Origin of the sequence: Streptomyces sp. NPDC048639, from assembly GCF_043199075.1 — a bacterium.
Taxonomy (GTDB): Bacteria; Actinomycetota; Actinomycetes; order Streptomycetales; family Streptomycetaceae; genus Streptomyces.
This window is the reverse complement of sequence record NZ_JBICVP010000014.1, coordinates 117,854-137,608: the sequence shown is the minus strand read 5'-3', so window position 1 is coordinate 137,608 and position 19,755 is coordinate 117,854. Positions and strand designations below refer to the sequence as shown.

The window sequence follows — 19,755 nt, the reverse complement described above, 5'->3', positions numbered from 1 at the left end:
CGTCGAAAGCGATGGCCGATGATCGAGTTCATCTTCATGCTCACCCACGACGACCGCACGGTCGACGACGCCCCGGCCGTGCTGAAGTCACTCCGCGACAGCGGACTGCGCTACGTCGGCTTCAAGGACGTCGGAGCCTCACCGCAACGCCAGCGCGAACTCACCGATGCCGCCCACCGCATGAGCATGGAGGTCATGCTGGAGGTCGTCTCCACTTCCCCCGAGGACGAGGCCCGTTCGCTGCGGGCCGCCCGCGCCGCGGGCGTCGACTGGGTGCTGGGAGGGACCACCCCCGCGCTGGGCCGGGACATCCTCGCCGGATCGGGCATCCTCTACTGCCCGTTCCCCGGCACCGTCGCCGGGCACCCGAGCAGGCTCTCCGGGACGGTCGCGGAGATCGCCGATCACGCCAAGCAACTGACCGCTCTCGACGGAGTGCACGGGGTGGACCTGCTCACCTACCGGCACGCGGAGGCCGATCCGGAAGAACTCACCCGCGCGGTGGTGGAGGCGGTCGACGGCCCGGTCATCGCTGCCGGATCCGTTGTCACAGAGGAGCAGATCGCCCTGCTCTGCCGCGCCGGAGCCTGGGGCTTTACCATCGGCGGAGCGATCTTCGAACGAAGGCTGCCCGGCGGCGACACCATCGCGGGACAGGTCAAGGCCGTGCTCGCCGCGGCGGCCGACGCTTGACCGGGACCCCGCGGAACGCAGCACGCACGGACACAATGACGAGCACGCAACAGCTCAGGAGGCCACATGTCGCGGATGACCCTGGTGGAACGGGTGCGCGACGAGCTTCTCCACGAGCTCACCACCGGCAAACTCAAGCCCGGCGACAAGCTGCCCAACGAGGACACGCTCGCCGACCGCTTCGACGTGTCGCGTGCCACCGTCCGCGACGCCGTCCGGGTGCTCGTCGAAGGCGGCTATGTGAGTCGGGTGCACGGCTCGGGCACGTACGTGACCCGCGTGCCGCGCCCGGAGCACGCGCTGGACGCGAGCCTCAGCTACACCAGGATGATCGCCGCGGCGGGCGCCGAACCGGGCGCGACGGTCCTCGACGCCGGCTTCCGCACCGCCCAGGGGGACGTCGCGGACCGGCTCGGGGTGGCATCCGGCAGCCTCGAAGTGCTGCGGGTGGAACGGGTTCGCACCGCCGACGGCCGTCCGGTCGTCTACTCGGTCGACCAGATCCCGCACATCCTCGTACCGGACGTGGACCTCGAGCACCTCGAACCGTCCCTCCACGCCCTACTGGCCACCCAAGGCCACACGGTGCGGCGCGCTACGGCCAGGTTGCTTCCGGTGGTGGCGAGCGCCCGCCTTTCCGGCATCCTGGGAGTACGGCGCGGTGCTCCGCTGCAGCACATCGACCAGACCGATTTCGACGCCACCGGACGGCCGGTCATGGTCTCGGCCGAATGGCACGTGCCCGAGGTTTTCGAACTGAGAATCAACAGGCGGGCCTGACGCGGCAGACGCGTGCCGGCCGCCCAGAACGTCAGCCAGCCGCCGGGACATTCCTGTACTCGACTGGCAGGACCGTCGCACCAGCGGCCTCGGCGTCCTCCAGCCTTTTCCCAGGGGGAGCGGAAGACGCTTTGAAGGGGCGCACGAAGTAGCGTGCCGTCAATATCTCCCCATGCACTCCCCAACTCTCCAATGAACAGACCTGGTACGGGCATCGCTCTGACGTCGGGGTGCGGCTCAGGCGGATCAGGGGGAGGAGCCGGTCGATGGAGAACCGGGAATCAGGGACAGGGACGGCCCAGCGGTGCGCTGCGGCCGATGAGGCGGACCCGACTCCGTGCCAGGGAGCGCTGTCGGCGGTGACGGTCGTGACTGCGGAGGGGAGGGAGATCACCGGCTGTTGCCGGCACAGTGCCCGGCAGCTCGCCAGCATGGAAGGTGCCCGGCTGCATCCGGTGGCAGCGCTGCTGCCCTTGGCGATGGACATCTACTGCCGCGCGGCAGAACTGCCGCCTTTTCCATGGCAGATCGGACTGTGACGTGCCTGGGACCTCTCAGGGACGATGTGGCGTGCTCTCCTCGCCCCGGCGCAGCCCGCACGATGGAGGTCGAGCGTGAGAGGGCGGTGAGATGGCATCGTTCCTCGTTTGTGCACCCGGCAAGGTGAAGCTCGGCGCCTACGGCAGGTGAGCCAGGGGGCCCCGGACCCGGGGGCGAATCCACCGGGGGGCGGGCACGGGGCCTCGGCTGTCGGGGCACGGGCCGGGCGGGACCTTAGTCAAACCCCCTCGGCCGGACCGGAGTTGCCCGCACCGCCTCTCGGGCACACATCGACCGCGGTAGCAGGCAATGGCGCACTACGGATTCCACGCCGTCGTCCTGCCAGCGGGCGGTCGCAGCCCCGGATCACCCCCGCACCATCTCCGTGAAACCATCCCGCCACGACGCGTGCTGCGGCTTCCAGTCGAGCTCCAGCTTCGCCTTCGCATTCGACGCGCCGCGGGCCTCGGTCGACAGTGCGGTGGCGAACTTGCCGGCCAGCAGGGTGCCCACCCAGCGCGGGACACGCATCGGCTGCTTCGCCCCCACGGTGCGGGCCAGGACCGGGAGCCACTCGGAGGTCCTTGCGGGCTCGTCGTCCACGATGTTGTAGATGCCCGGGGCGCCGTGGTCGACGGCCGCCACGGTGGCGCGGGCCGCGTCCGCGACATGGATCAGCGACCAGACACCGCCGCCGTCGCCGATCACCGGGAACTGGCGTTTGCGGACCATCTCCACCTGCTCGCCTCCGGACCCGAGCGAGGTGCCGGGGCCGTAGAAGCCGCCGTAGCGGAGCACGACGCCCTCCACCCCGGGAGTCGAGGTCACCGTGTCCTCCAGATGCCGGATCGCGGCCATCGTCTGCTCGCTGCCCGGCACTGGCGTCGTGTCGAGCGGGTCCTCCTCCGTCTTGACCGGGCCTCCGGTGCGGGCGTAGACGACCGCCGCGAAGCTCTGGGCGATGACGCGCCGTACTCCGGCAGCCGTAGCCGCCGCCAGGATGTTGTCGGTGCCCTCCGTGCGCAGCCGGTTGGTGAGCGCGAAGGACTGGTCGAGCTTGCGGATGTCCAGATTGCCGGCCAGCGCGGTGGCCTCGTGGATGATGACCTCCGGCCGGACGCGTGCCACCGCCTCCCGTACCGCGGTCGCGTCCAGTACGTCCAGTACCAGCGGCTCCGCCCCGGCCTCGCGCAGCCGGGCCGTCTTTGCCTCGGAGGTGGTGGTACCGACGACGGTGTGACCGGCGTCGATGAGCTGGGGCACGAGCTGCGCGCCGATGGCGCCAGTGGCGCCGGTGACAAGAACCCTCATGATGGCCTCCTTGCGCGTATCGGCGTCCGTGTCTCCGCCGGCGCCTTTCGCGTGATGGGCTGCTGTCCCTGCGACGGATACCGGCGCTGCGGATGTGACATCGCCTCGGGACATCCCAGGAATCGAGTGCCCCGGCGGAGCTCAACCCCGACGCCTCCCTCCCGACCAATTCAGTCGATGCAGTTCAGCGACTATGTGGCCCGCCAATTCAAGGGTGGGGATGAAGGGAGAGGTGGCCTCCCTTGTGGAGGAAGGCCAGAACGCACCCGCGGGAGCTGAGCGGTCACCCACCGTGCGGTGGAGTCCCTAAGGCCCTGGGGGCGGACGCCCGACCCGGGATTCGGCTCACGCGGCCCAGGCCGGACCGTGCTCCGCGGGCCACGCACCGTGGGATGAATCTGTCCGAATCACACGTAGACCAGATAGATGCCTGGGGCATGTAGTTGGGGGGACCGGGATGACTGGATCTTCGGAAGCGAGTTCGTAATGGCGCAATCCGTTACCTTCCCTCAGGACCGTACGTGCCCCTACCACCCGCCCGCCGCCTACGGACCGCTGCGCGAAGCCGGGCCCATGGCGCGCGTCACCCTCTACGACGGCCGCACCGCGTGGAGCGTCACCGAGCACGCGACGGCGCGCGCACTCCTCGTCGACCAGCGTCTCTCCACCGACACGACGCACCAGGGCTTCCCCGCTCTCACCGAGCGCTTCGCGGTCGTGCGCAGGAGCCGCCCGCCCGCCCTGCTGGGGTTCGACGATCCCGAGCACAACGCCCAGCGCCGGAAGCTCATTCCGAGCTTCAGCGTCCGGCGGATCGCCGAGCTGCGGCCGCGTATCCAGGCCGTCGTGGACCAGTTGCTGGACGCGATGGTCCAACAGGGGCCGCCCGCCGACCTGGTGAGCGCCTTCGCCCTCCCCGTGCCGTCGATGATCATCTGTGAGCTGCTGGGAGTCCCGTACGCCGATCACGACTTCTTCGAGGAGCAGTCCCGCCGGCTGCTCCGCGGGCCCGCCCCTTCGGACTCGGAGGAGGCCCGCGAGCGGCTGCGGGACTACCTGGGCGACCTGGTCGAGCGCAAACGCCGGGAACCGGGCGACGGACTTCTGGACGACCTCATCGCGCAGCAGCTCGCCGATGGGGGCTTCGACCGGGAGGAGATGGTCGACATGGCGTCGATCCTGCTGATCGCGGGTCACGAGACGACGGCCAACATGATCTCGCTCGGCACCTTCACCCTGTTGCAGCACCCGCAGCAGCTGGACGACCTGCGCTCGGATACCTCCCTCCTGCCGGCCGCCGTCGAGGAGCTGATGCGGTTCCTGTCGATCGCGGACGGGATGGTGCGGGTCGCCACGGAGGACATCGAGGTCGGCGGAGGCGTGATCCGGGCCGGCGACGGCGTCGTCTTCCCGACGTCGATCATCAACCGTGATGCAGGCGCGTACGCGTCCCCGGACGAACTCGACTGGCACCGCCCGGCCCGGCACCACGTCGCGTTCGGCTTCGGTATCCACCAGTGCCTCGGGCAGAACCTCGCGCGCACGGAGATGGAGATCGCGCTGGGTGCGCTCGTCCGCCGCTTCCCCGGACTACGACTCGCGGTGCCCGCCGCCGCAGTCCCATTCAAGCCGGGGGACACGATTCAGGGGATGATCGAACTCCCCGTGGAGTGGTGAGGCCTGTGACCGTCCGCATCGACGTCGACAAGGACGCATGCATCGGCGCGGGGCAGTGCGCCCTGGCCGCCCCGAACGTCTTCACCCAGGACGACGACGGCTTCAGCGAACTCCTGCCCGGCAGCGAGGACGTGGGAGGCGACCTGATGGTCAAGGACGCCGCCCGCGCCTGCCCGGTCCAGGCCATCTCCGTCACGACCGACTGACCGTCTCCACGACGGGCAAGGAGCGCGGGGCGGCAGGCCCTCCGCCCGCCACCCCGCGCTCGCCCGGGCTCAGTTGCCGACTTACCTCGCCGACCGATGACGCCCGTACGTTCTCGTCCATGGCGCCATGTCACGCAGGTCGGGGGCGGTTTCTGGGCAGTCCGAAGCCGGCCATCTGCTTCTCCTCGTAGGTCAGGAAGCCCAGGCTCCGGTAGAAGGCGTGGTTGCGCTTGCCCTCTGGAGACGACTCGTGGTCCGTGGACAAGAGGAAGAAACGGCAGTGCGAGTATCGCCGCATGAGGTGCTCGATCAGGGCCCTGCCGACGCCCTGTCTGTGATGCGCCGGGTTGACCACGATGTCCTGGACGTAACAGATGTGTTCGTCGTCGGAGATCGTCCGGGCCAGGCCGAGGAGTGTTCCTGAGGAGTCTCGTGCCGTGATGACGAGGTGGGAGTTCACCAGGCCGCGACAGAGTTTGTCGACGTCGCTCGTGTAGCCCTCCCAGCCAACCGAGTCGTAGAGGTTCAGCATCTCCTCAGGATCGAATGCATCCTCTTTCTCTATGAGCACGCCAAGCCCTTCGGTGTCCTCAACATCGTCGACCTGCTACCGCATCTGACCCCATACGCGTCGGACACGTCAAGATCGGCAACTATCGGACTCGGCCGGCCTTGATGGGCTCCTCGGCTCGGCTCGGCTGTGCGGGACAGGCCCGGGCCCGCCCGGTCAGCGCAGAGCGCTCCTGGCCCGCCACTGGTCCCAGGTGAGGTTCCATTGGCCGAGGCCGTTGTTCGGGGCCATCGTGCCTTTGGTGTCCTTGCCCCTGATCTCGAAGGGGTCGCCGACCCGTACATGGCTGTAGACCCATCTGGCGTCGGCGTCGCTCATGCCGATGCAGCCGGAACTCTTGTTGGCTCTGCCGAAGTAGGCGGCGTTCCACGGCGCGGCATGCGCGTACATCCCCGACCAGGTCAGCCGCATCGAGTAGTCGACCAACTTGTCGTAGGCGTCGCCGAGTCCCACCGATTCGGAGTTCATCCGGATTGTGCCTTCCTTGGCCAGCAGCACTGCTGTGCCGCGCCATGACCGTTTGTCGCCGCCGGGCGTGCCGCCGGAGACCGGGACCCGCCGCAGTACGGTGCCGTCGCGTTCCAGGGTCAACTGCTTCTTGTCGAGGTCGACTTGGGCGACTCGCCGTGCGCCGATGGTGAAGTCGACCTTGTAGTCGCGCACGAACCAGCCGCCGCGCCTGCCGGAGTCGGTTCCCTTCAACCGGGCGTGGAGGGTGACCTCGGTGCCGGGCTTCCAGTACTTCTTGGGCCGCCAGTCCACCCGGTCCTTGCCGGACCAGTCCCGAAGCCAGCCCCAGGAGCCTTTGGTGCTGTTCGACGTGGTGACCTTGAGCTGTTTCTCGACCTCGGCCTTGTTCTCCACCGGGTGGTCGAAGACCAGGGAGATCGGTTGTGCCACGCCGACCCTGGCGTGGTTGCCCGGCCGCCAGTCCACCTTGTTCACCGTCTCGGCGGCGGTGGTCGTGAACGTTCTCTCCGCGCTTGCTGGCGTACCGCCCCGGGTGCGGGTGGCGGCATTGACCCTGTAGGTGGTGCCGGGCGCCGCGTTGCGGTGCGAGGTCCAGGTCCGGCCGTTCTTCGACAACCTGCCGGTGAGTTCGCGGCCCTCTGCGTCGGTGACGGTGACCGAGGTGAGGGCGCCGTTCTCGGCGGTTACCGTGACCGGTTCGCCGGGCTCGGCTCGCGAGCCTCGAGGTGTCACGGTGACCGTCTGCGGTCGCTCGCCCGCACCCCCCTCGCCGTCGTCCGCACCGGACTTCGCCGGGCCTGCGGCGCCGGCGGAGCAGGCGGTCAGCGTGGCGGTCAGCAGAGCGGCGATCGCGGCCGCGGGGGCGGCGCCCCGACGGTTCGGGGTCACACGTATCCGGCGCAAACGCCTGGGGCCCACGCGTATTCGGCTCACCTGAGACCTCCGTGAGAGTCGGGAAGATGCCGTCGGCCTCGGACTCTAGATCCCGAAAATGCGCAGGTGACCGGCTTGGCGGCCAGGTGACAGCAGTTGGAGGGGAACGGTCGCCGTCCGGTCACATTCGCCGCGCGGCACGGTCATGGGCGGCTGTGAGCCTTCCTCGCGTTCCTACTCACAGCACCCGAGGGAGGCGCAGTGTCAGCGCTGCTCGTGACGGCAGGCTGCGGCCGGCAAGAAGCACGGCTGGGGCCCATCACTGCCCAGGCATACCGCGCCTTTGTGGCATCCCGCACCGGTTCGGCCCTGGGCCCCGGTTTCCTGCAGTGCCCTTCCTGGGCCGAGGTGAAGGAGGGCTGGCAGGCCCAGCTGCTGGGCTGGGGCCCGGACACCGGCCCCGCGGCAGGGGAGTTGACAGGAGTCGCTCTGGTGCTGCTGCGTCAGTTTCCGGGCACCCGGAAGTACTTCGCGTATCTGCCCGAGGGGCCCGTCGCCGACTGGAGCGACCCGGACGTCGACGCATGGCTCATGCCGCTGCTGCGCCATCTGCGCGGCGCGGGAGCGTTCGCCGTACGCATCGGACCCACGCCGGACTTTCGCCGGTGGAACGCCGCCCGGCTCAAGGCGGTGACCGGCACCGGGCGACGCCTCAGCGACGTACTGGCCTGCCAGGTCGACCCGTTGGGCACCGCCGTGGCGGAACGGCTGCGGGCCCGCGGCTGGCACCGCTGCGGCGGCGACAATCCGGGCGACGACGGGGACGCCCAGCCCCGCTATGTCTTCCGGGTGCCACTGGCCGGGCGCACCACCGAGGACCTGTGGGCCGGGCTCAACCAGGAGTGGCGGCGCAATGTGCGCCGCGCGCATGCCTCGGGCGTGGAGGTGGAAGTGGGCGGCGCCGCCGAACTCCCCGAATTCTACCGGCTGTTGCAGATCACCGAGGAGCGCGACGGCTTCCGCCTCGGCCGCTCGCCGGCGTACTTCGAGCGTCAGTACGCGGCCCTCAACGCCGAGGAGCCGGGCCGCATGAAGCTCTATCTCGCCCGCCACCAGGGCGAGATCCTCGCAGCACACACCATGGTCACAGTGGGGCGGCGGGTCTGGTACCAGACCGGAGCCTCCGCCGATCACCGACGCGAGGTGCGTCCTTCCAACGCGCTGCAGTGGCGGATGATGCTCGACGCCCACGCACGGGGCGCGGAGGTCTACGACATGCGCGGCGTCCCGCCCACGCTCGACCCCCATGACCGCCCGTACGGTCTGCTGCGCTGGAAGCTCGGCACCGGAGGCCAGGTCGTCGAGACGCTGGGGGAGTGGGAGAGACCCCTGAGCGGCGCCGCCAACCACACGCTGTACCGCGCCTTCCAGCTCTATCTCGCTCGCCGGTGAGCGCCCCCGCCGGCATACGACCGGTCGCCCCACCCGCCTCCGTGCTGCGCAGCGGCGCGCTCATGGCGGCCGGGTCCGTCGTCTCCCGCGCCACGGGATTCCTGCGGTCCGCCGTCGTCGCCGCCGCGCTCGGCGTCGGGACAGCCGCCGACGGCTACGCGGTCGGCAATTCCGTCCCGACGATTCTCTACATCCTGCTCCTGGGCGGCGCGCTCAACGCCGTCTTCGTGCCGGAGCTGGTCAAGGCCGCCAAGGAGCACGAGGACGGTGGAGCCGCTTACACCGACCGACTGCTCACTCTCTGCACGGCGGCCTTGCTGCTGATCACGGCGGGAGCGGTGTGCGCCGCGCCCGCGGTGGTCGCCGCCTACACCGACTACACGGGTGCGCAGGCGGCGATGACGGTCTCCTTCGCGCGCTACTGCCTGCCGCAGATCTTCTTCCTCGGTCTGTTCACCCTGTTCGGGCAAGTGCTGAACGCCCGCAGCCGGTTCGGGGCCATGATGTGGACCCCGGTCCTCAACAATGTGGTCGTCACCGCCGTCTTCGGCCTGTACTTGGCCACAGCGGGAACCGGGAGCACGCTCACCCCCGCCGAGACCGCGCTGCTCGGCTGGGGCACCACAGCCGGCATCGCGATCCAGGCGCTGGCGCTGCTGCCGTCCCTGCGCGCGGCGCGCTTCCGCTGGCGGCCGAGGTGGGACTGGCGGGGCAGCGCGCTGACCCGACCGCTGCGTTCGGCCGGGTGGCTGATGCTGCTGGTGTTCACCAACCAGCTCGCGTACTGGGTCGTCACCCGCCTTGCGACGGCGGCGGGGCAGCGGGCGGCAGCCGGGGGGACCGACGGCGGCGCCGGCTTCAGCGCTTACAACAACGCGTATCTGCTCTGGGCCGTGCCGCACGGGATCGTCACCGTGTCGCTGGTCACTGCGCTGATGCCACGTATGAGCAGGGCGGCGGCCGACAGTGACACCGCCGGCCTGCGGCGCGACGTGAGCCACGCCCTGCGCACCAGCGCGTCCGCCGTCGTGCCCGCCGCGTGCGCGCTCCTCGCTCTCGCCCAGCCGATCATGGCCCTGGTGTTCCAGTACGGCAGAACCGACGCCGACGACATTACGGCCATGTCCTGGGCGCTCATGGCCTTCGCGCCGGGGCTCATCGCCTTCTCCGCCCAGTACGTCCTCTCGCGCGCCTTCTACGCGCTCTCCGACACCCGCACACCGTTCCTGCTGAACCTGCTGATCGCCGCACTCAACGCGGGCCTGTCCACGGCCGCTTATGTGGCGCTGCCGGCGCGCTGGGCGGTCACCGGCATGGCCGGCGCGTACACGCTGGCGCTCTTCGCGGGCTGTGCGGCCACCGGATATGTACTGAACCGCAGGCTCTCCCCGGTGGTGAGGAGCGCCGGACGCACCGGGTTGAGGCGCTCACCGACCGCGGCCGTCCTGGCCCGGCTGCTGCTCGCGGCGATTCCGGCCAGCACGCTCGGCCACCTCGCGGCGAGGTGTGTGAGCACCCTGGGCCCGCTCGCCGCGACGGCGGCGGGCGCCGGAGCCATCCTGTCGACCTTCGTGCTCCTCGCCCGCCCCCTGCGCCTGACCGAACTCCGGGCCGTCTTGGGAACCGTGCCCCGCGAACTGCGCCGCCGTGCCCGAAGACGTCGGGCCGATCGTCCATCCCACCGCATCTGACCAGGTGCTTTTTCATACGGCCGAATGGAATACTCCGCACATGCCACGCGTCCTTCTCATCGAAGACGATCCTTCCGTCCGCGAAGGGATCGAGCTCGGCCTGCGCCGCCGCGGTCACGAGCTGCGGACCGCCGCCACCGGGGAGGCCGGGCTCGCCGCCCTCGATGAGTTCCATCCGGATCTGCTGCTCCTCGACCTGATGCTGCCGGGCATCAACGGCGTCCAGGTCTGCCGCCGGGTCCGCGAGGCGAGCCAGCTGCCGATCATCATGCTCACCGCCCGCGGAGACGACTTCGACGTCGTCGTCGGACTGGAGGCCGGCGCCGACGACTACATCGTCAAGCCCGCCCGCACCGAGGTGATCGAGGCCCGCATCCGGGCCGTACTGCGCCGCATCGAGGAACCCGGCGGACGCCCCGCGGTCGAACTTCACGGCGATATCGCCATCGACCGCGCCGCACTCGGTGTCACCAAAGCGGGAAAACCTCTCGCTCTGGCCCCCTCCGAGCTGAAGCTGCTGCTGTATCTGACCGCCGCGCCCGAGCAGGTCTTCAGCAGGCAGCAGCTGCTCGAGCATGTCTGGGAGCACAGCTACCACGGCGACGCCCGCCTGGTCGACGCCTGCGTACGCCGCCTGCGCCACAAGATCGGAGACGTGCCCGGCAACCCGCTCTACATACAGACCTTGCGCGGCTTCGGCTACCGCTTCGGCCCGCTGTGAGCCGCTGGAGAGCCCGCTTCGGGCTCCGCACCCGACTCGTACTCGCCTTCCTGCTGGTCGCCGCGGTCAGCGCCGGAACCACTGCGACCCTCACCTACCGCGAGGCACGCAGCGCCATCCTCGACCAGGCCCAGGGCACGGCCATCTCCTCCTTCCGCGACCAGGTCCAGGCCCTCGGCACACAACTCCCCATCGAGCCCGAGTCGTTCCAGGAGACGCTGCGCCAACTCGCCCGGCAGGGCAAGCCCCGCACCTGGGTCGTGTTCGCCGAATACGGTTCGCTCCGCATCTCCTCCGGCACCAGCCCCGTCTCGACCGTGATCACGCCCGAACTGCGCCGCGCCGCACTCGGCGACCCCCGCGGCAGCTTCCAGCGAGTCGACAAGGACGGCGCCCCCTGGCTGACCATCGCCGTGCCGACCGTCTTCACCACGGGCGGCTCCGTCCGCCCCACCGGACTCGTCTTGTACGCCGTGATGCCCCTCACCGACGAGGAGGCCAGCGTCCGGGCCATGGTCACAGCAGCACGCGACGGGGCGGTCCCCGGGCTCGCCGTCGCACTCATACCCGCTCTGCTCGCCGCGCGCAGTGTCCTGCGCCCGGTCCGCGACCTGCGGAAGGCGGCACACAGCATGGGCCGCGGCCGCCTCGACACCCGTATCCAGGTCAAGGGCAGCGACGAACTCGCCGATCTCGCGCACACCTTCAACGCATCCGCCGTCGAGCTGGAGCACTCCGTCGACGAACTCCGTCGCGCCGAGGCACGCGCCCGCCGATTCGCCTCCGACGTCTCCCACGAGCTGCGCACCCCACTCGCCGGAATGCTCGCCGTCACCGAACTCCTCGACGAGGACGCCGCCCGCCTCGCCCCCGACACCGCCACCGCCGTCCGGCTCATCAGCGCGGAGACCGGCAAGCTCGCCGTCCTGGTCGAGGACCTCATGGAAATCTCCCGCTTCGACGCCCGGGCCGCGGAGCTGAACACCGACGAGGTCGACGCCGCGCAGACCATCCGCAAGACCCTCTCCAGCCGCCACTGGACGGACCCCGCACGGTTCGTCACCGAACTGCCCGACGGCGTCCGGGCACGGCTCGACCCGAGGCGTTTCGACGTCGTCATCGCCAACCTCGTCGGCAATGCGCTGCGGCACGGCCATGCACCCGTCGCGCTGACCCTGCGCACCGAGACCGGCGATGACGGCGTCACCCGTCTCGTCACCGAAGTCGCCGACCATGGCCCCGGCATCCGACCGGACGCGCTGCCGCACATCTTCGACCGCTTCTACAAGGCCGAAGCAGCCCGCACCCGTTCGGCGGGCAGCGGGCTCGGGCTTGCCATCACCTTGGAGAACGTACGCCTGCACGGGGGCACGGTCCGGGCAGCGAACAGCCCACAGGGCGGCGCCGTCTTCACCGTGGAGATACCGCTGAGCGCCGGGGAGGCAACACCGTGAAACACCTGCGCGCCGCCCTTACGGCCTGCGGAGCGGCGGCCGTCCTGCTCACCGGTTGCGGAGTACAGGAAACCAGAGTCATCGAGGCGGGCGGCCCCGCCACCGTGCTGGTCCTCCCGACCCGGGAGGAACGGCTGCTCCTCTTCTTCCTGTCCCCGCAGGGCCGTCCGACGCCCGTCACCAGGCCGGTCAAGCCGGCCGGAGAGGACCCCGGCAAGAAGGCCGTGTCGACGTCGCGCTCTGTCATCACTCTCCTCGACGGCCCGCGAGCCAACGAGCGCGCGGCCGGACTCCGCACCGGGCTGCCCGATCTCAAGGGATCCCTGCAGGTCGAATCGTCCCCGGGCACCGTGCAGATCACGGCTCCGTTTGCGGTGCGCCGCCTGGAGAGGAACGCCGTACAACAACTGGTCTGCACGGCTGCGTTCGCCGAGGGCCGTGCCGACCGCACCGAGGTGACCCTCAGGGGACGCGACGGCACGCTACGGCCGACCTCATGCGAGGCGGTCCCGTCCGAGGATCCGTCGCGGTGAAGGCACCGCGTCCGGAGAAGAACGGCAGCGCACTCTGAGTGTGCCTTCTCCGCGCGGGCGATCCTGGCCCTTGTAAGACCACTGGCCTTCGCAGACCAGAGGTCAAGTGGCAGGCTCAGCAATGGGTTTGGGTCTTCCCTCTGCCGTGCCGCCATGCCGTAGCACGGACGCTCGAGCGGCTCGTCGTCCTGCTCGGCCTCCGGTCGATGCCCAACTCGAAACGCAGCGTGGGCGACGCACAGGCACGCTACCTGACAGGTCGGCCGCGGTGGCCGGGCGGACCACGCCGCCCGGCCGCGGGGTGTCCTTCAGCAAGCGCAGGTGATGGAGCCGAGAGGAGCGGTCAGCGGGTCGGCTGGGCGCTGCTCGGTACCGGTCGCGCTTTCGACCGGGAATCCCTCGCGGATCCAGTATTCGATACCCCCGATCATCTCCTTGACCTGGTAACCGAGCTGGGCGAGCGCCAGGGCCGCACGCGTCGCACCGTCGCAGCCCGGCCCCCAGCAGTAGGTGACGACGGGGACGGCCGGATCCAGCAGGCCCGCAGCGCGGGCCGGGATGTCGGCTCGAGGCAGGTGCACGGCCCCCGGCACACGGGCCTGCTGCCAGCCCGCCTCCCCACGCGAATCGACCAGGACGAAGCCCGGATCATCGGAGTCGAGCGAGTAGTGGACGTCGGAGACGTCCGTCTGGAACCTGAGACGTGCGGTGAAGAAGTCGACGGCGTCGGCGGGAGCGGCGGGCGGCATCGGCAGCGCCGGGTTCATCGCGGTGTTGGTCATGAGCAAGACACTACGAACCGTCTCCTTGCGCCGGAATGGAGAATCATCGGTCCTTCATTACATCGGCCGGGGGTCCCGTGGTAATGGTGGGTGATGGCCACTGATTCCCTTGACGAGACCGACATACGCATCCTGGAAGCCCTGCAGCGTGATGGACGGGCCAGCTACGCGGAGTTGGCCCGTGCCGTGTCCATGTCGGCCAGCGCCGTCACCGAACGGGTGCGGCGGCTGGAAGAAAGCGGTGTGATCAGCGGCTACTCGGCCGTAGTGGATCCGGAACGACTTGGGCTGGGCATCCTGGCGTTCGTCCGCCTCCGCTACCCGACGGGTAACTACAAGCCATTCCACGACCTCGTCGCGAGCACACCCGAGATCATCGAAGCCCATCATGTGACAGGTGAGGACTGCTTCGTGCTCAAGGTCCTCGCCTGCTCCATGCACCACTTGGAGAGCACGACAGGCCGTATCGCCGGACTCGGCTTCGTCACCACCAGTGTCGTCTACTCCAGCCCGCTCCCGAGCCGCGCGATCACCTTGCCGCCTGGACCGCGGTGAAGCCTGCCGTCGGCGGCGACCGGGGAGTCGCCACGGTACGCGTTGTGGACGCTGCTGATCTTGACCATCGGCCGGGACGCCGTCTGGTTGCATTCCGCCGCATCCGGCTTCTCGGCTTCTCGACTTCTCGAACCCAGCCATGCCGAGAAGGTGGAGTTCTGGGGGTGGTTCTGCGCGCGGGAGTGGGCACGGCTGCTCGGCGAACAGGGCCGACAGGCAGAGGCACTGGAGATACTCGCCCCGCACCTCGCTACCGTACTTACGGACACAGAATGCAGTGCCCTCAGCTGAGGAGCACGACGAGCAGTACAACAGCACGTTGTTCCCAAGGAAAAGAATGATGCGCACCATGAAATACACCGTCGCCATCGAGATCGCCCTGCCGCGGGAGAAGGTGGTCCAGTTGCTCGCCGACCCGGCACACCTGCCGAAATGGCTGCGGGGCCTGGTGCTGCACGAGCCGCTGAGTGGGGAGCACGGGCAGCTCGGCACCAAGTCGCGGGTCGTGATGCAGATGGGCCAGCGGAAGATCGAGTGCACCGAGACCATCACACGCCGGGAACCGGCAGACCTGCGCGAGATCCCGAAAACGAGCGTCGTTCACTTCGACCGCGAGATCGTCGGCGAGGGCATGTGGAGCGCCGTGCGCGACCGGATCACCGAATCCGGCCCGGAAACGACGCTCTTGGAGAGCGAGAACGAATACCGGTTCAGCGGCTTTCTGATGAAGCTGGTGGGACTTCTGATGCCCGGCGCCTTCCGCAAGCAGTCGCAACAGCACATGCAGGACTTCAAGGCGTTCGCCGAGCAGGGAAAGGACGTCCGCGAGGCGACGGACTGATCTGCCGTAACCGGTCAGGGGTCTGACGGCGTGACGTGTTGGTCTTCCCTTCGTTCGTGGATGACCGCTGGGGCAAGCTCCATCGGCGCTGTCTGGAGATGACCGACCTTGCAGCACCCAGGTCCGGTCTCAACCGGCGTACGGGACTCGGAGATCAGCATCTCGGGCCTGCCGCCTGGTGGTGCAGCCGTCCTTGTCCTCATCAACCCAGTACGTGAACCTGGTGCGTTCATGACCCTCACGGGCTCCGCAGCCGGCGGGGGCGCTTCGATCCCATCGCGGACTGACCACTGAGATCGGACAGGACCTGAATCACATGACCCGACGATGAGGTGCGCGGGACCTTATGTCCGTTGATCCAGAGCAGGACGCGTCGTCATGGCGCGTTCCAACATGCTGCTGAGCCGCCAGACGACGGCGATCGTCAACAGTGCGGCGGCGATGTAGAGGCCGTTGCTGAGGAGCACCCGCCGCATCTCGTCAGCGGCCTCATCCGCACGGGCATCCCGCTGCCCCCCGTCCGACCAATCGCCGAACATCCCGAATGCCGCCAGCACGGAGAGCCACCAGAGCGTGAGCAGCAGATGGCCCCGCTCGCGCCGCTGCGGGGGACGGCCGGCGGCCCACAGGTCATTGATGAACATCTTGGGTATGAACAGGTTTGCCACCGGGACCACCCACCCGAAGATCAACCAGGCTCTCCGCCGCTGCCCTTCGGGCCAGATCTCGTCCGCGAGCCCGCGCATGTTGTCCAGCCACACGACGAACAGCAGCGCGGACACGATGAGTGCCGCTGTCCGCCACCCCATGAGATTGCCGAACCACATGTCTGCCATGAGCAGCGCCTCGCTGCCGGAGGGCCTGTGCTCGGGCGGCAGCGCCAGGAGGAGCTGGTACTTGCGCCATGCCGCAACCCCTGCTGCGGCGCTTGATCGTCGTGACCAACGCCGGCTTCTCCGCGCCGGTCGGGTGGCACAGATGGTGGGCCCCTACATCTGGCCGAAGATCGCGGGCGAGATCCTCCAACGCCTCGCCGGCTACAACGGACTTCCTACAGACGCCCTGGCCTCGGGCTTCACGAGGGACGCAGTCCGGCAGGTGATCAAGAAAGTGGGAAGTGCCTCTGAATCGCAACGAGGACGTGCTGAGGGCCCTGTACGTGGTAGCGCAAGAGGCACTTCCCAGGTGAAGAACAGCTACGGGTCCTGTCCGCCTGTGCGCGTTTGCGGGCGGCGGTCGTGGGTGGTCATCAACTGCTTGGCGTTGTTCGGCCGGAAGCTACGGGTGGGGCTTCTCGGTGTGGTCGGTCAAGGCAGGAACTCGACGTACCCGTCGGTTCCGTGCACGCGGATCCGCTGCCCGTCCCGGATCAGCCGGGTGGCCTGCTCCACACCCACGACGGCAGGCAAGCCGTACTCCCGGGCGATCACTGCGCCGTGGGTCATCAGGCCGCCCACCTCCGTCACCAGGCCCGCGATTCCGACGAACAGCGGTGACCAGCTGGGGTCCGTGAAGGCCGTGACCAGGATGTCGCCCGCTTCGAGATCGGCCTCCGCCATGTCAAGGATGACGCGGGCCCGTCCCTCGATGGTCCCGGCGGAAACCGGTAGGCCGACCAAGGCACCCGCCGGTACGTCGTCCCGCCGGTACGCCCCGGTGACGGCCTCACCATCCGATGTGAGAACCCGGGGCGGTGTGAGCGCGTGGTACGACCGGAACGCGTCCTTGCGCTGCTGGATGAGCCGGCCATCCACCTGGTTCGAGCGCACGACATCGTGGAGTTCCTGGAACGTGAGGTAGAAGACGTCCTCCTTCTCAGGAAGCACGCCTGCCTGCACGAGGCGCTCGGCCTCCCCCAGCAGGGCCTGCTTGTAGACGAAGTAGCGGCTGACGATGCCGTACTTCGGGTACTCCCGGTACCCGATGAAGGTTCTGACCCGGTCGATCATCCGCTTGGCCTCGTCGGCCTTCTGGTCGCCGTCCGGCAGGGCCCGCAAGCGTGACAGCACGTCCTGTTCCTTCTTCTGTGCCTTCTGCCGCCCTTGCTCGAAGCGCCGCTCGGCGGCGCCCGGCTCGAAGTTCCTGACGTTGTCGAGGATGACGGGCACGAGCGTGGTGGGGCGCTCGCGCCAACGTGGCCTCGTGATGTCGATCTCGCCGACGCAGCGCATGCCGTACCGGTCGAGGTAGGCCTCGATGGCGTCGCGCGCTTCGGTCCCGCCCGGAAGCTTCGCCAGCTCGTCCAGGAAGGCTGTGTCCTCGATGTACTCGACGCCCTGCAGGAACGCCACCACCTCCGACTGCGGACGGATCACGTCCGCGACGTCGAGCAGTGCCAGTCCCATCTCCGACGTGACGTTGCCGGGGGCGGACAGCGTCAGCGTGTCAGCCGCGTTCTTCTCGCCCAGCCACTCCTGCAGCTTGTCGTTGAGCCACCACGTGGCCTCCATCCCCGCCATGATCGCCTGAAGGTTCAGCGGATCACCGAGGACTCGCTTGTGCTCCTCGAAGGCCTCCAGCAGGAAGTCGAACAGCGCCGGTCCGGTCTTCGTCCGGATGTCGCGCTCCAGGGCGGCGATGGACATCTGGCTGCGCTCGATCAGCTCGGCGACGATGGCCGGATCGGTCTCGATCGGGGCGGACGCACCGCCGGCCGGCGGCCCACCGGGACCCGCGTCCGGGAGCGACGGGACGAAATCGTCGCGGTCGAGGACGGTCTCCAGAGCGTCCCTGACCAGCGGATCGCCTCTGCCCATGATGTCCAGGAGGCCTGCGCGGCTCGCGGGCGAGGCCAGGCGCCCGGTGACGTCGACGAACAGCCTCCCGCCGGCCTCGTGCATCGGCACCATGGCCGTCAGTTTCCACATGGAGTGCCCCAGGGGCCTCATGGGGTCGGTCATCATCTGCTGATGCCCCACGGAGACGTAGACGTGATTCTCCTGGTCGCCGGCCTCGGGGATGGGGAACAGCGTCGTGATCGGCCGGCTCTGAACGATCTGGAAGCCATCATCGACCAGGCACCATTCGATGTCCTGCGGGCGGCCGAAGTGCGCTTCGATCCGCCGCCCGAGCTGCACGAGCCGCACGACCTGCGCATCCGTCAGCGCCGGCTGCTCCTGCCGCTGCGAGTCGATCGCCACTTCCTGCGTACCGCCGGCCGGCAGGGCGTGAACGGCACGCTGTTTGGCGGCGATCGCCTTGGCGACGACTTCGTCGTGTCGCACCGTGTAGACGTCCGGGTTCACCAGGCCGGAGACCAGGGCCTCGCCGAGGCCGAAGCCGGCGTCCACGGTGGCGACCTTCCGGTTGCCCGTGACGGGGTCGGCGGTGAACAGGATGCCGGCCGCATGCGGGAAGACCATATGCTGCACGACCACGGCCATGTGGACCGTACGGTGGTCGATACCGTTCCGCTGGCGGTAGGTCACGGCCCGCTCGGTGAACAGCGAGGCCCAGCACCGGCTGACGTGCTGAAGGATCGCCGTCGGCCCCACGACGTTCAGGTACGTGTCCTGCTGGCCGGCGAACGAGGCCGTCGGCAGGTCCTCTGCCGTCGCGCTGGATCGGACTGCATAGGCGGCTTGCTCGCCGAGCTGGGCGAGCGCGCGGGTGATCGCCGCCGCTAGATCTTCCGGGATGGCAATCCCTTCGATGGTCCGGCGGATCTGCGCGCTGAGCGTGCGGATCGCCTGCCGGTCGTCGGGGTTCAAGCGCGACAGCTGATCGAGCCGATCGTCGATCGACGGCGCTTCCGCCATGATCCGCCGGAAGGCGTCCGTCGTCACGCAGAAGCCCCCCGGCACGCGGATGCCTTCGAGCCGCGACAGCCCGCCCAGGTGCGCGGCCTTGCCGCCAACGACCGCGACCTGCATCTCGTCAATCTCTTGAAGATCCCACACGTACTGCTCGATCATTGCGATACCTCCGAGGCAGCCGTGCTCCGTTGTACAGCGGTGGCCCATCGAATCACCGGCGCCTCCAACTGTGTCGAACCTCGTGTCAGGCACGTACTCATCCCTGGTTGCCTTCCCCCTGACGAGTCGGCCGACCGCTCCTCCCGGTCGGACGGCGCGCACCTCCGCACCACTGACCCGAGCGCTTCCGACCGCACTGCCGGTCCCACCACTGATTCGACGTCACCGCGTCCCCCATACGTCGACAACACACGCACGTCGTGCCCCTCATTTCCGCAGGTTGTGGCCTTGGCCGACGATCTTGCGCCACCACCCGGGTCTTGCCGCAAGCCCCCCAGTGCGCTATAAGTTGAGAGTGGCAAGGAGAGGGATCTCCTTGCCTTTGCCTTTTTGCCGTCCGCTGAACTGACAGGCTTCTCGCAAAGCGGTGGCCCCGCGGCGTACGGGTACGTGTCGATGGCCCAGGCGGATGTCCCGTCGGCCTACGGATGCGGTCGCGGAACCAGAAGGTCCTTCCCTTGTCGGCAAGTCTCGAACACCGTCAAGTCCCGAACACCGTCGAGTGCGCCGTCATCTCCCGGAGGTCGTCGCGCCACCGAGGTCCGCCGCGGCCCGGGTCCTTCTCGCCCTCGGCGATCCACTGGCCCTTGCCCTCGTTGTCCTTGGACGGTGTGGACTCCGACGTCCGTT

At 68.9% G+C, this 19,755-nt stretch carries 18 protein-coding genes; 12 read left to right on the top strand and 6 right to left on the bottom strand.

Annotated features, from left to right (window positions below):
• Window positions 1–18 precede the first annotated feature (18 nt).
• The 3 genes from ACGFNH_RS30990 to ACGFNH_RS30980 all read left to right on the top strand — a co-directional run bounded on the left by ACGFNH_RS30990 (window position 19) and on the right by ACGFNH_RS30980 (window position 2,012).
• Window positions 19–693, top strand: a complete 675-nt coding sequence (locus ACGFNH_RS30990) for a hypothetical protein (protein WP_393659407.1) — start codon at window positions 19–21, stop codon at window positions 691–693.
• Between the two features lie 66 nt (window positions 694–759).
• On the top strand, window positions 760–1,473 hold the full coding sequence (locus ACGFNH_RS30985; protein WP_393659405.1) for a GntR family transcriptional regulator: 714 nt from the start codon (window positions 760–762) through the stop codon (window positions 1,471–1,473).
• A gap of 359 nt (window positions 1,474–1,832) precedes the next feature.
• The gene (locus tag ACGFNH_RS30980; protein ID WP_393659403.1) at window positions 1,833–2,012 is read left to right on the top strand and encodes a hypothetical protein; all 180 of its coding nucleotides are present in this window, start codon (window positions 1,833–1,835) and stop codon (window positions 2,010–2,012) included.
• Between the two features lie 367 nt (window positions 2,013–2,379).
• Here ACGFNH_RS30980 and ACGFNH_RS30975 read toward each other — a convergent pair whose 3' ends face one another.
• Window positions 2,380–3,324 carry an NAD-dependent epimerase/dehydratase family protein gene (locus ACGFNH_RS30975; protein ID WP_393659401.1) on the bottom strand — a complete coding sequence of 315 codons (945 nt, stop codon included), beginning with the start codon at window positions 3,322–3,324 and terminating at the stop codon, window positions 2,380–2,382.
• Between the two features lie 486 nt (window positions 3,325–3,810).
• Here ACGFNH_RS30975 and ACGFNH_RS30970 point away from each other — a divergent pair, with 486 nt between their 5' ends.
• Window positions 3,811–5,001 carry a cytochrome P450 gene (locus ACGFNH_RS30970; protein WP_393659399.1) on the top strand — a complete coding sequence of 397 codons (1,191 nt, stop codon included), beginning with the start codon at window positions 3,811–3,813 and terminating at the stop codon, window positions 4,999–5,001.
• Window positions 5,002–5,006: 5 nt separating this feature from the next.
• A complete protein-coding gene (locus tag ACGFNH_RS30965) occupies window positions 5,007–5,207 on the top strand; it encodes a ferredoxin (protein ID WP_393659397.1) in 201 nt (66 codons plus the stop codon).
• A 130-nt stretch (window positions 5,208–5,337) separates the two neighbouring features.
• Here the strand turns inward: ACGFNH_RS30965 and ACGFNH_RS30960 are convergent, their stop codons facing one another.
• Together ACGFNH_RS30960 and ACGFNH_RS30955 are read right to left on the bottom strand one after the other, a co-directional pair.
• A complete protein-coding gene (locus ACGFNH_RS30960) occupies window positions 5,338–5,778 on the bottom strand; it encodes a GNAT family N-acetyltransferase (RefSeq protein WP_393659395.1) in 441 nt (146 codons plus the stop codon).
• Window positions 5,779–5,934: 156 nt separating this feature from the next.
• Window positions 5,935–7,152, bottom strand: coding sequence for an Ig-like domain-containing protein (locus tag ACGFNH_RS30955; protein WP_393659438.1), 1,218 nt, complete (start codon window positions 7,150–7,152; stop codon window positions 5,935–5,937).
• Between the two features lie 231 nt (window positions 7,153–7,383).
• Here ACGFNH_RS30955 and ACGFNH_RS30950 point away from each other — a divergent pair, with 231 nt between their 5' ends.
• The 5 genes from ACGFNH_RS30950 to ACGFNH_RS30930 all read left to right on the top strand — a co-directional run bounded on the left by ACGFNH_RS30950 (window position 7,384) and on the right by ACGFNH_RS30930 (window position 12,973).
• A complete protein-coding gene (locus tag ACGFNH_RS30950) occupies window positions 7,384–8,574 on the top strand; it encodes a lipid II:glycine glycyltransferase FemX (RefSeq protein ID WP_393659393.1) in 1,191 nt (396 codons plus the stop codon).
• Between the two features lie 62 nt (window positions 8,575–8,636).
• A complete protein-coding gene (murJ, locus tag ACGFNH_RS30945) occupies window positions 8,637–10,265 on the top strand; it encodes a murein biosynthesis integral membrane protein MurJ (RefSeq protein WP_393659436.1) in 1,629 nt (542 codons plus the stop codon).
• A 40-nt stretch (window positions 10,266–10,305) separates the two neighbouring features.
• Complete coding sequence (locus tag ACGFNH_RS30940; RefSeq protein ID WP_393659392.1) at window positions 10,306–10,986, top strand: response regulator; 681 nt, start codon at window positions 10,306–10,308, stop codon at window positions 10,984–10,986.
• Window positions 10,983–12,440 (top strand): ATP-binding protein, encoded by a 1,458-nt coding sequence (locus ACGFNH_RS30935; RefSeq protein ID WP_393659390.1) that lies wholly within the window; start codon window positions 10,983–10,985, stop codon window positions 12,438–12,440. Before ACGFNH_RS30940 ends, ACGFNH_RS30935 begins: the two co-directional genes overlap by 4 nt.
• Entirely contained in the window at window positions 12,437–12,973 is a 537-nt protein-coding gene (locus ACGFNH_RS30930) for a hypothetical protein (protein ID WP_393659389.1), read from the top strand. Before ACGFNH_RS30935 ends, ACGFNH_RS30930 begins: the two co-directional genes overlap by 4 nt.
• A 308-nt stretch (window positions 12,974–13,281) precedes the next feature.
• Here ACGFNH_RS30930 and ACGFNH_RS30925 read toward each other — a convergent pair whose 3' ends face one another.
• Window positions 13,282–13,755, bottom strand: a complete 474-nt coding sequence (locus tag ACGFNH_RS30925; protein ID WP_393659387.1) for a rhodanese-like domain-containing protein — start codon at window positions 13,753–13,755, stop codon at window positions 13,282–13,284.
• Window positions 13,756–13,848: 93 nt separating this feature from the next.
• Here ACGFNH_RS30925 and ACGFNH_RS30920 point away from each other — a divergent pair, with 93 nt between their 5' ends.
• Both ACGFNH_RS30920 and ACGFNH_RS30915 read left to right on the top strand, forming a co-directional pair.
• A complete protein-coding gene (locus ACGFNH_RS30920; RefSeq protein WP_393659385.1) occupies window positions 13,849–14,310 on the top strand; it encodes an Lrp/AsnC family transcriptional regulator in 462 nt (153 codons plus the stop codon).
• Window positions 14,311–14,650: 340 nt separating this feature from the next.
• Window positions 14,651–15,151, top strand: a complete 501-nt coding sequence (locus ACGFNH_RS30915) for an SRPBCC family protein (RefSeq protein ID WP_393659383.1) — start codon at window positions 14,651–14,653, stop codon at window positions 15,149–15,151.
• 344 nt (window positions 15,152–15,495) lie between these two features.
• Here ACGFNH_RS30915 and ACGFNH_RS30910 read toward each other — a convergent pair whose 3' ends face one another.
• Together ACGFNH_RS30910 and rph are read right to left on the bottom strand one after the other, a co-directional pair.
• Window positions 15,496–15,987 (bottom strand): DUF4328 domain-containing protein, encoded by a 492-nt coding sequence (locus ACGFNH_RS30910; RefSeq protein ID WP_393659382.1) that lies wholly within the window; start codon window positions 15,985–15,987, stop codon window positions 15,496–15,498.
• Window positions 15,988–16,458: 471 nt separating this feature from the next.
• Window positions 16,459–19,065, bottom strand: coding sequence for a rifamycin-inactivating phosphotransferase (gene rph / locus ACGFNH_RS30905; RefSeq protein WP_393659434.1), 2,607 nt, complete (start codon window positions 19,063–19,065; stop codon window positions 16,459–16,461).
• Window positions 19,066–19,755 lie beyond the last annotated feature (690 nt).

Bases quoted from the DNA above. Each gene is read 5' to 3' on its own strand.
- ACGFNH_RS30920 (WP_393659385.1), top strand. From the start codon at position 13,849: ATGGCCACTGATTCCCTTGACGAGACCGACATACGCATCCTGGAAGCC.
- ACGFNH_RS30910 (WP_393659382.1), bottom strand. From the start codon at position 15,987: ATGGCAGACATGTGGTTCGGCAATCTCATGGGGTGGCGGACAGCGGCA.
- murJ (WP_393659436.1), top strand. From the start codon at position 8,637: ATGGCGGCCGGGTCCGTCGTCTCCCGCGCCACGGGATTCCTGCGGTCC.
- ACGFNH_RS30970 (WP_393659399.1), top strand. From the start codon at position 3,811: ATGGCGCAATCCGTTACCTTCCCTCAGGACCGTACGTGCCCCTACCAC.
- rph (WP_393659434.1), bottom strand. From the start codon at position 19,065: ATGATCGAGCAGTACGTGTGGGATCTTCAAGAGATTGACGAGATGCAG.
- ACGFNH_RS30940 (WP_393659392.1), top strand. From the start codon at position 10,306: ATGCCACGCGTCCTTCTCATCGAAGACGATCCTTCCGTCCGCGAAGGG.
- ACGFNH_RS30915 (WP_393659383.1), top strand. From the start codon at position 14,651: ATGCGCACCATGAAATACACCGTCGCCATCGAGATCGCCCTGCCGCGG.
- ACGFNH_RS30975 (WP_393659401.1), bottom strand. From the start codon at position 3,324: ATGAGGGTTCTTGTCACCGGCGCCACTGGCGCCATCGGCGCGCAGCTC.
- ACGFNH_RS30925 (WP_393659387.1), bottom strand. From the start codon at position 13,755: ATGACCAACACCGCGATGAACCCGGCGCTGCCGATGCCGCCCGCCGCT.
- ACGFNH_RS30990 (WP_393659407.1), top strand. From the start codon at position 19: ATGATCGAGTTCATCTTCATGCTCACCCACGACGACCGCACGGTCGAC.
- ACGFNH_RS30985 (WP_393659405.1), top strand. From the start codon at position 760: ATGTCGCGGATGACCCTGGTGGAACGGGTGCGCGACGAGCTTCTCCAC.